The organism is Pseudomonas sp. (assembly GCF_017744435.1).
In the GTDB taxonomy this organism is placed as follows: Bacteria; Pseudomonadota; Gammaproteobacteria; order Pseudomonadales; family Pseudomonadaceae; genus Aquipseudomonas.
The window spans coordinates 1-13,026 of the sequence record NZ_JAGIBG010000014.1 but is presented as its reverse complement, the minus strand read 5'-3'; the positions used below and the strand labels follow the sequence as shown (position 1 = coordinate 13,026).

Sequence of the window (13,026 nt, the reverse complement as noted above, 5' to 3'; positions counted from 1 at the left end):
CCTCGCAACAATCTCAGGTTAGAAACGCAAGTCTCTAATCAGAGACTGAGCGAAACCATTTTCTTGTACAAGGTCGAGCGTCCCAACCCCAGCGCCTTGGCAGCCTCGGGCACATTCCCTGCATGCTCGGCCAACGCCCCGGCAATCAGCCTGCGCTCGAACTGTTCGCACGCCTCACGATAGCTCATCCGCTGTTCCTGACCTGCGACCGGGCTCAATGGCCCCAGCGCCGCCGCCAGGTCGGCGACACCAAGGCGCGGTTGGTCGGCCAGCAACGTCGCCCGCTCCAGCACGTTGCGCAGTTCGCGAATATTCCCCGGCCAGCCATGCCGCGCCAGCAATGCCTGGGCGTCCTGCTCCAGCTCGTACTGGCTGCCCAGCTCGGCCAGGATCGCTTCGCACAGTGCCGGCAAGTCCTCGACCCGCTCGCGCAGCGGCGGCACTTCGATCGGCAGCACATTCAGCCGGTAGTAAAGATCGGCACGAAATGCCCCGCGGGCCATGGCCGCCTGCAGGTCGATGGAGGTGGCGGCGATGATGCGCACGTCGCTGCGCAGCATCTGGTTCGAGCCGACCGGTTCGTATTCCTTCTCCTGCAGTACGCGCAGCAGCTTGCTCTGTAGTGCCAGGGGCATGTCACCAATTTCGTCGAGGAACAGCGTGCCACCCTCGGCCAGTTGCAGCTTGCCGCTGCGGCCCTTGCGGTCGGCACCGGTAAAGGCGCCAGGCGCGGTGCCGAAGAACTCGGCTTCCAGCAGGGTTTCGGGGATTGCCGCACTGTTGATGCTGACAAAGGCCTTGTGCGCCCGCGCCGAAGCCGCATGGATGGCATGGGCCAGCAACTCTTTGCCGGTGCCGGTTTCGCCCAGCAGCAACACCGGCGAATCGCTGCCCGCACCGCGCCGTGCGCGACGCTTGGCTTCGAGGCTGGCGGGGCTGCTGCCGACGAACTGGGCGAAGCTGTACTTGGCCTGGCGTGCGCGCAATTGCGAGCGGGTGCTGGCCAGCTCCTGCTGCATGTTTGCAAAGCGCTTGAGCAAGGGCGACAGGCTGCGCAGCTCTTCGAACAGGGCAAAGCCGATGGCGCCGATCAGGGCGCCCTGGGCATCGTGGATCGGCAGGCGCATCACTACCAGCGGCTCGTTGGGAGTATCGAGCATGTCCAGCAGGATCGGCCGGCCATCGCTCACCACCTGGCGCATCAGGCTGCCCGGGATGACTGCCTCGCAGGCCTGGCCGATGGCGCTGGCCGCGTCGGCCAGGCCGAAGCGCCGGGCATAGCGTTCGTTCATCCAGACAATGCGTGCATCACGGTCGACGATCACCGTGCCTTCGCTGGACTGCTCGATGATCTCGAACAGCGAGCGGATCGCCAGTTGCCGTACCTGGGGGTAGTCCTTGAGGCTGTCGCTGTCGTGCATCTTGCTGAGTCCTGTTCTTGCATTGTCGGCTTCTTCGCGGGCACGCCCGCTCCCACAGGTACTGCACAAGACCTAGGTTTGTAGAGATCCTGTGGGAGCGGGCGTGCCCGCGAAGAGGCCGGACCTGAAAACCTATCCTCTGGGGTCGAACGCCTCGCGCAGGGCATCCCCGATAAACACCAGCAGCGACAAGATCACCGCCAGGGCAAAGAATGCGGTAAAGCCTAGCCACGGCGCCTCCAGGTGCTGCTTGCCCTGGGTCACCAGCTCACCCAGCGAAGCACTGCCGGCGGGCATGCCGAAACCGAGGAAATCCAGCGCCGTCAGCGTGGTGATCGCCCCGGTGAGCATGAAGGGTACATAGGTAAACGTCGCGTTCATCGCATTGGGCAGCACATGGCGCAGCATCACCAGGGTGTCTGACAGCCCTAAGGCGCGCGCCGCCTTCACGTACTCGAGGTTGCGCCCACGCAGGAATTCGGCGCGCACCACATCGACCAGGGCTAGCCACGAAAACAGCGCCATGATCCCCAGCAACCACCAGAAATCCGGCTCGACAAAACCACTGAGGATGATCAGCAGGTACAGCACCGGCAGCCCCGACCACACCTCCAGCAAACGCTGCCCGAGCAGGTCCACCCAGCCGCCGTAATAGCCCTGCAGCGCGCCGGCACCGACCCCTATGAGCACGCTGATCACCGTCAGGGCAAAGGCGAACAGCAGCGAGGTACGCGTGCCATACAGCACCCGCGCCAGCACGTCGCGGCCCTGGTCGTCGGTGCCCAGCCAATTGCTCGCGCTCGGCGGGCTGGGGGTCGGCACCTGCAGATCATAATTGGGCGTGTCAGCGCTGAACGGGATAGGCGCGAACAGCATCCAGCCGCCCTGGCCCTCGATCAGCTGGCGCACATACGCGCTGCGGTAGTCCGGCTGGAACGGCAGCTGGCCGCCAAACTGCTGCTCGCTGTAACGCTTGAGCGCCGGCATGTACCAATCGCCTTTGTAGCTCAGCAGCAGCGGTTTGTCGTTGGCCACCAGCTCGGCGCACAGGCTCAGCACCAGCAGCGCGGCGAACAGCCACAGCGACACCCAGCCCAGGCGGTTGCGGCGAAAACGCTGCAGGCGACGACGCGAAACCGGCGACAACATCAGTGCGCCCTCGTGTCGAAGTCGATGCGCGGGTCGAGCACGGTGAAGGCCAGGTCGCCAATCAGGCGGAACAGCAGACCGGCCAGGGTGAAGATGAACAGCGTGCCGAACACCACAGGGTAGTCGCGTGATACGGCGGCTTCGTAGCTCATGCGGCCAAGGCCGTCGAGGGAGAAGATCACCTCGATCAGCAACGAGCCGGCGAAGAACACCGTGATCAGCGCCTGGGGCAGGCCAGCCAGCACCAGCAGCATGGCGTTGCGCAACACGTGCCCATAAAGTACGCGGCGTTCGCTCAGGCCTTTGGCGCGGGCAGTGACCACGTACTGGCGGGAAATTTCATCGAGAAAGGCGTTCTTGGTCAGCAAGGTGAGGGTGGCAAAGCCACCGATCACCAGGGCGCCGACCGGCAGCACCAGGTGCCAGAAGTAATCGGCGACCTTGCCCAGCAGGCTGAGCTGGTCGAAATCATCCGAGACCAGGCCACGGACCGGGAACCAGTTCAGCGAGGTGCCGCCCGCGAACAGCACGATCAGCAGCAGCGCGAACAGGAACGAGGGCAGGGCATAGCCGACCACGATCAGCGCGCTGCTCCAGGCATCGAAGCGGCTGCCATGGCGTACCGCCTTGCGGATGCCCAGCGGGATCGACACCAGGTAGGTAATCAGCGTGGCCCAGAAGCCCAGTGACAAGGTTACGGGTAGTTTGTCGAGGATCAGGTCGGTGACCTTGGCGCCGCGGAAGAAGCTCTGGCCGAAGTCCAGCCGGGCGTACTGGCCGAGCATCAGCCACAGGCGCTGCGGGGCGGTCTTGTCGAAACCGTACTGGCGCTTGATCTCCTCGATCAGCTTCGGGTCCAGGCCACGGGTGGCCCGGGATTCGCCGTGAACAACCTCGGCCCGCGAGCCGGGCGCACCGCCGCCCAGGCCCTGCAGCCGCGCCACCGCCTGCTCGACCGGGCCACCGGGCGCGGCCTGGACGATGGCGAAGTTGACCAGCAGGATCGCCAGCAAGGTCGGGATGATCAGCAGCAGGCGCCGCAGAATGTAGCTGGTCATGGCTGGGCCTTCTGCCGTTCGGCCATCTGCGCGTTGGTCAGTACGGTCGGGCTGATTTCCCACCAGCTGTCCAGGCCTTCGTCATAGGCGGGCTGGATTTTCGGCAGGCCGAAGCGGTTCCACCACACCGTCGAGCTGCCGGGCGGGTAATAGTTGGGGATCCAGTAGTAGTTCCATTGCAGCACCCGGTCCAGGGCATGGGCGTGGTGCAGCATGTCGGCCTGGGTATCGGCGCGCACCAGGCCGTCGATCAACTCATCGACCACCGGGTCCTTGAGCACCATCAGGTTGTTCGAGCCTGGGTCGTTGGCGGCGGCCGAGCCAAAGTAGTTGTACAGCTCGGCGCCTGGTGACAGGGTCACCGAATAGCCGGTGACGATCATGTCGTAGTCGCGGGCCATCAGCCGGTTCACGTACTGCGCCGAATCGACGTTGCGGATGTTCAGGGTGATGCCAATCTGTGCCAGGTTGCGCTTCCACGGCAGCAGCAGGCGTTCCATGCCGGATTGGCCGTTGAGGAAGGTGAATTCCAGCGGCTCGTCCTGGGCGTTGACCAGCCGATCGCCGTCGGGGCGCCATCCGGCCTGTTGCAGCAAGGCCAGCGCCTGCAATTGTTGCGGGCGAATGATCCCCGAGCCATCGGTGACCGGCGCCGTGAACACCTGGTTGAAGACTTCGTCCGGCACCCGGCCGCGCAGTGGTTCGAGCAGCTTGAGCTCGCCCGCATCCGGCAATTCGCGGGCCGCCAGCGGGGTATTGGAGAACGCGCTCTGCTGGCGGATGTACATGTTGCGCATCATCTGCCGGTTGCTCCACTCGAAGTCCCAGAGCATGGCCAGTGCCTGGCGCACGCGGCGGTCCTTGAACTGTGGCTTGTCCAGGTTGAACACGAAGCCCTGGGCCGCCTGCGGCTTGGCCGGGCCCAGGTGTGCCCGTTGCAGGCGGCCATCGTCCAGCTGCGCGCCGTTGTAGCCCAGGGTGTAGGCGGTGGCGGAAAACTCGCGGTTGTAGTCGTAGCCACCGCCCTTGAGCACCTGCCGCGCCACTTCGGTATCGCCGAAATACTCGATGCGGATGTGTTCGAAATTGTAGCGCCCACGGTTGACCGGCAAGTCCTTGGCCCACCAGTTCGGGTCGCGTTCGAAAGTGATGCTGCGGCCGTTGTCGATGCGCCCGATACGGTACGGGCCGCTGCCGACCGGCTTGTCGAAACCGGCGCCGTTGGCGAAGTCGCGGTTGGCCCAGTCGTGCTCGGGCAGTACCGGCAGGCTGGCCAGGTCCAGGGCCAGGGTGCGGCCGTGGGGCTGCTTGAAGTCGAAGCGCACCTGCAACCGGCCTTCGACCGTGACCCCCGCGACTTCGGCGAACTGGGTGCGGTACTTGAGGCTGCCTTCGGCCATGAGTTTGTTGAAGGTGAAACGCACATCCTCGGCGCGCACCGGTTTGCCATCGGCGAAGGTCGCCTTGGGGTCAATCTCGAAGCGCAGCCAGGCGTCGTCCGGGCCACGTTCCATGCGCCGGGCAATCAGACCGTAAACGGTATAGGGTTCGTCGAACGAGCGTTGCGCCAGGGGCGCATACAGCCAGCCATCGACCTCGCTGACGCCGATGCCTTTGTCGATGTAGGGCAGGATATGGTCGAACTGGCCGATCTCGATGGCCGAGCGGCGCATCAGACCACCCTTGGGGGCGTCGGGGTTGGCGTATTCGAAGTGGCGGAAGGTTTCGCTGTAGCGGGGGGCTTCGCCGTAGACGGTCAACGCGTGGGTGGGTGCGGCTTGGGCCATCCAGCCCATGCACAAAAGCACGACCCCAAGTATGACCTGTGGGAGCGGGTTTACCCGCGAAGAGGCCAAGCCAGACAACCCAATTGTCTGCTCGGGCCTCTTCGCGGGTGAACCCGCTCCCACAAGGGACACGATGATCAGTCGATCAGTCCTGGCGGCTGGTCACTTCCAGCAGGTGGTAGCCGAACTGGGTCTTCACCGGGCCCTGTACGGTGTTGACCGGGGCACTGAATACTACGGTGTCGAATTCCTTGACCATCTGGCCTGGGCCGAACGAGCCCAGGTCACCGCCCTGGCGGCTGGACGGGCAGGTGGAGTTGGCCTTGGCGATTTCAGCGAAGTCGGCACCGGCTTCGATCTGGGCTTTCAGTTCGTTGCACTTGTCTTCAGTGGCGACGAGGATGTGACGTGCGGTGGCGCGTGCCATGGGTACTGCTCCTTGGGGGGTGAAAACGGCAAGCCTAGCGCACTTGATCGGGTCATGTCTCGCCAGGCTTGCTGCGGTCACTTCACAGACGGGCTGCGGCCTCGCGCAGCAGGGTTTCGGTCGCGCTCCAGCCCAGGCAGCCATCGGTGATCGACACGCCGTACTTCAGCGCGCCCTTGCCCAGGGCCTGGCAGCCATCGAACAGGTGGCCCTCGAGCATCACGCCGACCAGCGAGCGGTCACCGGCCAGGCGCTGAGCCAGCACGTCCTCGAACACGGCGGGCTGGCGGGCAGGGTCCTTGCCGCTGTTGGCATGGCTGCAGTCGACCATGATGCGGGCCTGCAAGCCGGCCTTGGCCAGCCCTTGGCGGGCCTGGGCGATGCTGGCGGCATCGTAGTTCGGGCCCTTGTGGCCGCCGCGCAGTACCAGGTGGGTATCCGGGTTGCCCAGGGTTTCGATGATTGCCGGGTAGCCCTGCGCATCCATGCCGAAGTGGCGGTGCGGGGCCGCCGCACTGCGCATGGCGTCACAGGCGATGCCGACGCCGCCGTCGGTGCCGTTCTTGAAACCGACCGGCAGCTCCAGGCCGCTGACCATCTCCCGGTGAATCTGCGATTCGGTGGTGCGTGCGCCAATCGCCGCCCAGCCCAGCAGGTCATCGAAGTAGCCAGCGGCCATCGGTTGCAGTAGCTCGGTGGCGATCGGCAGGCCACGTTCGATCATGCTCAGCATCAAGCCACGGGACAGGGCGATGCCGGCATGCATGTCGTCGCTGCCATCCAGGTGCGGGTCGTAGGCCAGGCCTTTCCAGCCCACCGTGGTGCGGGGTTTTTCCACGTAGGCGCGCATCACCAGCAACAGCTTGTCATCGACTTCGCGGCCCAACGCCGCCAGGCGGTCGGCGTATTCCAGGGCCGAGCGGGGGTCGTGGATCGAGCACGGGCCGACGATCACCAGCAGGCGCTGATCGCGGCCTTCGAGAATGGCGCGGATGGCCTGGCGATGGCTGTGGACTTGCTGGGCGAGTTCGGTAGACAGCGGCATCTGCTGCTTGAGCAGGTGCGGGCTGGGCAGGCGCTGGCTGACGGTGGTGTTGGCAGCGTGCGGTTGGGTCAGGGGTAGAGCGAGGTTCGAGGCTTGCATGGCGTATGTTCCCTGGGCGGACGGCGGGTTCTGGCCCGCGCGGTCGGCCCTATCGAAGTGTTCGACTATTCGTTGACTGATTGTCTGCTGCATTGCCACCCGTGATGGACCGATCGGAGGCGGCAGGCTGGCCCGAACGGGATTGGCTAAATCGCCAGGCATAGGTGCTTGCGTAGTAATAAGTGGCGTAGTTCATGAATCTGTCCTCGGTTCGAATCGGTAAAAGTGCAATGGCCTGAAAAGCAAAACCCCCGGTCGGGGAGCCGACCGGGGGTTTGAGTATTCTCATGTTCGGCGGCCCCTCGAAGGTGGGCGCCGGGTGGGTATCGGCGCCTAGTGGCTAAACCAATACCCAAAGTAATAGCTTGCAGCAGCCTGGCAGCCGGCAACGGCCAGCACAGGGCGCAGGGTGCGACCGGTGTGGTTGGCGTGGTTGCGGGTGTGTTTCGGCATGTTGCTCTCCAGTGAATGAGCCCGAGCTTACTTCAGGCGATGCGCACTGTTCAATGGATAAATGCTATCGCGCCGATAATTGCACAAAACGGATAGCACTCTGCACACGATGGATATTGCCGCCCCAGGGCAAACCCTAACCTGACCCGGTCTGAACAATAACAATGGAGACCCTGGCCATGTCCCTGGGATTCGACTACCTCAATGCCATGCTTGAGGACGACCGTGAAACCGGCGTCTATCGCTGCAAACGCGAGATGTTCACCGACCCGCGCCTGTTCGACCTGGAGATGAAGCACATCTTCGAGGGCAACTGGATCTACCTGGCCCATGAAAGCCAGATCCCCGAGAAAAATGACTTCCTCACCCTGACCATGGGGCGCCAGCCGATCTTCATTGCGCGCAACAAGGACGGTGAGCTCAACGCCTTCCTCAACGCCTGCAGCCACCGCGGCGCCATGCTCTGCCGGCACAAGCGCGGCAACCGCTCCAGCTACACCTGCCCGTTCCACGGCTGGACCTTCAACAACAGCGGCAAGCTGCTCAAGGTCAAAGACCCGAGCAACGCCGGCTACCCCGACAGCTTCAACTGCGACGGCTCCCACGACCTGACCAAGGTTGCCCGCTTCGAGTCGTACCGTGGCTTCCTGTTCGGCAGCCTGAATGCCGACGTCAAGCCGCTGGTCGAGCACCTCGGCGAGTCCGCCAAGATCATCGACATGATCGTCGACCAGTCCCCGGAAGGCCTGGAAGTGCTGCGCGGTGCCAGCTCGTACATCTACGAGGGCAACTGGAAACTCACTGCCGAGAATGGTGCCGACGGTTACCACGTCAGCTCCGTGCACTGGAACTACGCCGCCACCCAGAACCAGCGCAAGCAACGCGAAGCGGGCGACGAGATCAAGACCATGAGCGCCGGCGCCTGGGCCAAGCAGGGCGGTGGCTTCTATTCTTTCGACCACGGCCACCTGCTGCTGTGGACCCGCTGGGCCAACCCCGAAGACCGCCCGGCCTTCGAGCGCCGCGATCAGCTGGCCGCCGATTTCGGCCAGGCCCGCGCCGACTGGATGATCGAGAATTCGCGCAACCTGTGCCTGTACCCGAACGTCTACCTGATGGACCAGTTCAGTTCGCAGATCCGCATCGCCCGGCCGATTTCGGTGAACAAGACCGAAATCACCATCTACTGCATCGCGCCGAAAGGCGAGAGCGCCGATGCCCGCGCCAAGCGCATCCGCCAGTACGAAGACTTCTTCAACGTCAGCGGCATGGCCACCCCGGACGACCTGGAAGAGTTCCGCTCCTGCCAGACCGGCTACGGCGGCGGCACCGGCTGGAACGACATGTCCCGTGGTGCGCAGCACTGGGTCGAAGGTGCCGATGAGGCCGCCAGGGAGATCGAACTCAAGCCGCTGCTGTCGGGTGTGCGCACCGAGGACGAAGGCCTGTTCGTGCTGCAGCACAAGTACTGGCAGGACACCATGATCAAAGCCCTCGAACAGGAACAGCAACTGATCCCCGTGGAGGCCGTGCAATGAGCCTGCATGACACCGTGCGCGACTTCCTCTACCGCGAAGCGCGCTACCTGGACGATGCCCAGTGGGAGCAGTGGCTGGAACTGTACGCCAGCGATGCGACCTTCTGGATGCCGTCCTGGGACGATGACGACACCCTGACCATCGATCCGCAGAGCGAGATCTCGCTGATCTGGTACGGCAACCGTGGCGGCCTCGAAGACCGCGTATTCCGCATCAAGACCGAGCGTTCCAGTGCGACCGTGCCGGACACCCGCACCTCGCACAACATCAGCAACATCGAGATCGTCGAGCAAAGCGAAGGCAGCTGCCTGGTGCGCTTCAACTGGCACACCCTGAGCTTCCGCTACAAGACCACCGACAGCTATTTCGGCACCAGCTTCTACACCCTCGACCTGCGCGGCGAGCAGCCGCTGATCAAGGCCAAGAAGGTGGTGCTGAAGAACGACTACGTGCGTCAGGTCATCGACATCTATCACATCTGATCCGAGGTAACGCGAGCCGCTCGGTGTGCCCTTTGGCGCGCTGCGGCCAGGCTCGCTCGCGAGGTGCAACATGAGCTTCCAGATCGCGCTTAATTTCGAAGACGGGGTGACCCGCTTCATCGAGGCCAGCGGCCATGAAACCGTGGCCGACGCCGCCTACCGCCAGGGCATCAACATTCCGCTGGACTGCCGCGACGGCGCCTGCGGTACCTGCAAGTGCAAGGCCGAATCCGGGCGTTACGACCTGGGTGACAACTTCATCGAAGACGCCCTGAGCGAAGACGAAATCGCCGAGGGCTACGTGCTGACCTGCCAGATGCGCGCCGAAAGCGACTGCGTGGTGCGCATCCCGGCGTCGTCGCAGCTCTGCAAGACCGAACAGGCCAGTTTCGAGGCCGCCATCAGCGATGTGCGCCAACTGTCGGCCAGCACCATTGCCTTGTCGATCAAGGGCGAGGCACTGAGCCGCCTGGCGTTCCTGCCGGGGCAGTACGTCAACCTCAAGGTACCGGGCAGCGACCAGAGCCGCGCTTATTCATTCAGCTCGCTGCAAAAGGATGGCGAGGTCAGCTTCCTGATCCGCAACGTGCCGGGTGGCCTGATGAGCAGCTTCCTCACCAGCCTGGCCAAGGCCGGCGACAGCATGAGCCTGGCCGGCCCGCTGGGCAGCTTCTATCTGCGGCCGATCCAGCGCCCGCTGTTGCTGCTGGCCGGTGGTACGGGCCTGGCGCCGTTCACGGCGATGCTGGAGAAGATTGCCGAGCAGGGCAGCGAACACCCGCTGCACCTGATCTACGGGGTGACCAACGATTTCGACCTGGTCGAGCTGGACCGTCTGCAGGCGCTGGCCGCGCGCATTGCCAACTTCACCTTCAGCGCCTGCGTGGCCAACCCTGACAGCCAATACCCGCAGAAGGGCTACGTGACCCAGCACATCGCGCCGCAGCACCTCAATGACGGTGACGTCGATGTGTACCTGTGCGGCCCGCCACCGATGGTCGAGGCGGTGAGCCAGTACCTGCGCGATCAGGACATCAACCCGGCGAACTTCTACTACGAGAAGTTCGCGGCGGCCGCGGCCTGAGTTTCCTTGGGGCCGCCGCCATCGTGCGGGTGACGGTGGCCTCCTTTTATTCCGAAGCAAAACACCGCCCCTGTGGGAGCGGGCATGCCCGCGAAGAGGCCCGCAGGTTCAACAACTGTGTCTGGTCGGGCGCATTCGCGGGCATGCCCGCTCCCACAGGGACTGCGGTGAATTGGAGAGATGCAGATGAATGCAAGATTCCAAGGCAAGGTCGCACTGGTCACCGGCGCCGCCCAGGGCATTGGCCGTGGCGTGTGCTGGCGGCTCAAGGCCGAAGGCGCGCAGGTGGTGGCGGTGGACCGTTCCGAGCTGGTCCACGAATTGGCCGGGGAGGGCATGCTGACCCTCACCGCCGACCTCGAACTGCATGCCGATTGCGCCCGGGTCATGGCCACGGCGGTGGAAACCTTCGGCCGCCTCGACATCCTGGTCAACAACGTCGGCGGCACCATCTGGGCCAAGCCCTTCGAGCACTATGAAGTGGAGCAGATCGAGGCCGAAGTACGCCGCTCGCTGTTCCCGACCCTGTGGTGCTGCCACGCGGCGCTGCCGTACATGCTCGAACGCGGCAGCGGCGCCATCGTCAACGTCTCGTCGATCGCCACCCGTGGGGTCAACCGCGTGCCGTACGGCGCGGCCAAGGGCGGCGTCAACGCGCTCACCGCGTGCCTGGCCTTCGAAACCGCCGGCCGCGGCATCCGCGTCAACGCCACCGCGCCCGGCGGTACCGAGGCGCCCCCGCGCCGGGTGCCGCGCAACAACAGCGCGCAGAGCGAGCAGGACAAGGCCTGGTACCAGCAGATCGTCGACCAGACCCTCGACAGCAGCCTGATGCACCGCTACGGCAGCATCGACGAGCAAGTCGGCGCGATCCTCTTCCTGGCCTCCGACGAGGCTTCCTACATCACCGGCGTGACCCTGCCGGTGGGGGGCGGTGACCTCGGCTGATCCCCCGGCAAAGCGTTGCTCCAAAACAACAACAAGAGAGACAGATGCCATGCGAACCCTTGACGTACACCCGATCATCGATAACGCCCGCTTCACACCGTTCCACTGGATGGTCATGGCCCTGTGCGGCCTGCTGCTGATCTTCGACGGCTACGACCTGTTCATCTACGGCGTGGTACTGCCGGTGATCATGAAAGAGTGGGGCCTGACGCCATTGCAGGCCGGTGCACTGGGCAGCTACGCGCTGTTTGGCATGATGTTCGGCGCCCTGGCGTTCGGCAGCCTGGCCGACCGCATTGGGCGCAAGAAAGGGATCGCCATCTGTTTTGCCTTGTTTTCCGGGGCGACCATCCTCAACGGCTTTGCCAGCAGCCCCAGCGAGTTCGGCATCTATCGCTTCATCGCGGGCCTCGGCTGCGGCGGCCTGATGCCCAATGCCGTGGCGCTGATGAACGAATACGCGCCCAAGCGCGTGCGCAGCACCCTGGTGGCGATCATGTTCAGTGGTTATTCGCTAGGCGGCATGCTCTCGGCAGGTGTCGGTATCTTCATGCTGCCGCGCTTTGGCTGGGAGTCGATGTTCTTTGCCGCTGCGGTACCGCTGCTGCTATTGCCGGTGATTCTCTATTACTTGCCGGAGTCCATCGGCTTCCTGGTGCGCCAGGGGCGTACCGATGAAGCGCGCAAACTGCTCAAGCGCCTGGACCCGGATTGCGATGTGCAGGCGGATGACGCGCTGCAGGCGGCAGACCGCAAAGGTGGCGGCAGCTCGGTGCTGGAACTGTTCCGCAACGGCCTGGCCATCCGCACCCTGGCCCTGTGGCTGGCGTTCTTCTGCTGCCTGCTGATGGTCTACGCGCTGAGCTCGTGGCTGCCGAAACTGATGGCCAACGCCGGCTACAGCCTGGGCTCGAGCCTGTCGTTCCTGTTGGCGCTGAACTTTGGCGGCATGGCCGGGGCGATTCTCGGCGGCTGGCTGGGCGACCGCTACAACCTGGTCAAGGTCAAGGTGGCCTTCTTCATCGCGGCGGCGCTGTCGATCAGCCTGCTCGGCGTGAACAGCCCGATGCCCGTACTTTACCTGCTGATCTTCATCGCCGGCGCCACCACCATCGGCACGCAAATCTTGCTGTACGCCGGCGCCGCCCAGCTCTACGGCCTGTCGGTGCGCTCCACCGGCCTTGGCTGGGCATCGGGCATCGGCCGCAACGGTGCCATCGTCGGCCCGCTGCTCGGCGGTGCGCTGATGGGCATCAACCTGCCGCTGCAACTCAATTTCATCGCCTTCGCCATCCCTGGCGCAATCGCTGCGCTGGCCATGGCCGTGCACCTGGCCAGCGGCCGGCGCCAGGCCCATCTGGCGACGGCCTGATTATCCACTGACTGAACTGGAGCTTTTGCATGACAAGCCCGACCATCGAGCGCATCGACGCGATCATCGTCGACCTGCCGACCATCCGCCCGCACAAGCTGGCGATGCACACGATGCAGCAGCAGACCCTGGTGGTGCTGCGCCTGCGCTGCAGCGACGGCGT

At 64.4% G+C, this 13,026-nt stretch carries 11 protein-coding genes and 1 pseudogene; 6 read left to right on the top strand and 6 right to left on the bottom strand.

Translation table 11 applies throughout. The features are described 5' to 3' along the window. Nucleotides 1-38: 38 nt before the first annotated feature. The 6 genes from J7573_RS11610 to J7573_RS11585 form a co-directional block, all read right to left on the bottom strand. Entirely contained in the window at nt 39-1,421 is a 1,383-nt protein-coding gene (locus J7573_RS11610) for a sigma 54-interacting transcriptional regulator (RefSeq protein ID WP_294334798.1), read from the bottom strand. Nucleotides 1,422-1,553: 132 nt separating this feature from the next. After that, nucleotides 1,554-2,570 carry an ABC transporter permease gene (locus tag J7573_RS11605; RefSeq protein WP_294334796.1) on the bottom strand — a complete coding sequence of 339 codons (1,017 nt, stop codon included), beginning with the start codon at nt 2,568-2,570 and terminating at the stop codon, nt 1,554-1,556. After that, nucleotides 2,570-3,628, bottom strand: coding sequence for a microcin C ABC transporter permease YejB (locus J7573_RS11600; RefSeq protein WP_294334794.1), 1,059 nt, complete (start codon nt 3,626-3,628; stop codon nt 2,570-2,572). Before J7573_RS11600 ends, J7573_RS11605 begins: the two co-directional genes overlap by 1 nt. Further along, nucleotides 3,625-5,553, bottom strand: a complete 1,929-nt coding sequence (locus tag J7573_RS11595) for an extracellular solute-binding protein (protein WP_294334987.1) — start codon at nt 5,551-5,553, stop codon at nt 3,625-3,627. Before J7573_RS11595 ends, J7573_RS11600 begins: the two co-directional genes overlap by 4 nt. A 7-nt stretch (nt 5,554-5,560) precedes the next feature. After that, nucleotides 5,561-5,842: a peptidylprolyl isomerase gene (locus J7573_RS11590; protein ID WP_054884552.1), complete on the bottom strand. Its 282-nt coding sequence runs from the start codon at nt 5,840-5,842 to the stop codon at nt 5,561-5,563. An 82-nt stretch (nt 5,843-5,924) separates the two neighbouring features. After that, a complete protein-coding gene (locus tag J7573_RS11585; RefSeq protein ID WP_294334788.1) occupies nt 5,925-6,986 on the bottom strand; it encodes a 3-deoxy-7-phosphoheptulonate synthase in 1,062 nt (353 codons plus the stop codon). A gap of 632 nt (nt 6,987-7,618) precedes the next feature. Here J7573_RS11585 and benA point away from each other — a divergent pair. The 6 genes and pseudogenes from benA to J7573_RS11555 all read left to right on the top strand — a co-directional run. Further along, a complete protein-coding gene (gene benA / locus J7573_RS11580; protein WP_294334786.1) occupies nt 7,619-8,977 on the top strand; it encodes a benzoate 1,2-dioxygenase large subunit in 1,359 nt (452 codons plus the stop codon). Then, complete coding sequence (benB, locus tag J7573_RS11575; protein WP_294334784.1) at nt 8,974-9,459, top strand: benzoate 1,2-dioxygenase small subunit; 486 nt, start codon at nt 8,974-8,976, stop codon at nt 9,457-9,459. The genes benA and benB overlap by 4 nt, the downstream gene beginning before the upstream one ends. 70 nt (nt 9,460-9,529) lie before the next feature. Then, entirely contained in the window at nt 9,530-10,543 is a 1,014-nt protein-coding gene (benC, locus tag J7573_RS11570; RefSeq protein WP_294334783.1) for a benzoate 1,2-dioxygenase electron transfer component BenC, read from the top strand. Between the two features lie 186 nt (nt 10,544-10,729). Then, nucleotides 10,730-11,491 (top strand): 1,6-dihydroxycyclohexa-2,4-diene-1-carboxylate dehydrogenase, encoded by a 762-nt coding sequence (locus J7573_RS11565; protein ID WP_294334781.1) that lies wholly within the window; start codon nt 10,730-10,732, stop codon nt 11,489-11,491. A gap of 49 nt (nt 11,492-11,540) precedes the next feature. Next, a complete protein-coding gene (locus J7573_RS11560) occupies nt 11,541-12,863 on the top strand; it encodes an aromatic acid/H+ symport family MFS transporter (RefSeq protein ID WP_294334780.1) in 1,323 nt (440 codons plus the stop codon). A 29-nt stretch (nt 12,864-12,892) separates the two neighbouring features. Next, a pseudogene (locus J7573_RS11555) lies at nt 12,893-13,026 on the top strand (muconate cycloisomerase); the annotation flags it as partial.

What these genes read in the sequence shown, in the direction of transcription:
- J7573_RS11610 (WP_294334798.1), bottom strand. Translation starts at nt 1,421, where the DNA reads ATGCACGACAGCGACAGCCTCAAGGACTACCCCCAGGTACGGCAACTG.
- J7573_RS11585 (WP_294334788.1), bottom strand. Translation starts at nt 6,986, where the DNA reads ATGCAAGCCTCGAACCTCGCTCTACCCCTGACCCAACCGCACGCTGCC.
- J7573_RS11600 (WP_294334794.1), bottom strand. Translation starts at nt 3,628, where the DNA reads ATGACCAGCTACATTCTGCGGCGCCTGCTGCTGATCATCCCGACCTTG.
- J7573_RS11590 (WP_054884552.1), bottom strand. Translation starts at nt 5,842, where the DNA reads ATGGCACGCGCCACCGCACGTCACATCCTCGTCGCCACTGAAGACAAG.
- J7573_RS11605 (WP_294334796.1), bottom strand. Translation starts at nt 2,570, where the DNA reads ATGTTGTCGCCGGTTTCGCGTCGTCGCCTGCAGCGTTTTCGCCGCAAC.
- J7573_RS11560 (WP_294334780.1), top strand. Translation starts at nt 11,541, where the DNA reads ATGCGAACCCTTGACGTACACCCGATCATCGATAACGCCCGCTTCACA.
- J7573_RS11565 (WP_294334781.1), top strand. Translation starts at nt 10,730, where the DNA reads ATGAATGCAAGATTCCAAGGCAAGGTCGCACTGGTCACCGGCGCCGCC.
- benA (WP_294334786.1), top strand. Translation starts at nt 7,619, where the DNA reads ATGTCCCTGGGATTCGACTACCTCAATGCCATGCTTGAGGACGACCGT.
- benC (WP_294334783.1), top strand. Translation starts at nt 9,530, where the DNA reads ATGAGCTTCCAGATCGCGCTTAATTTCGAAGACGGGGTGACCCGCTTC.
- benB (WP_294334784.1), top strand. Translation starts at nt 8,974, where the DNA reads ATGAGCCTGCATGACACCGTGCGCGACTTCCTCTACCGCGAAGCGCGC.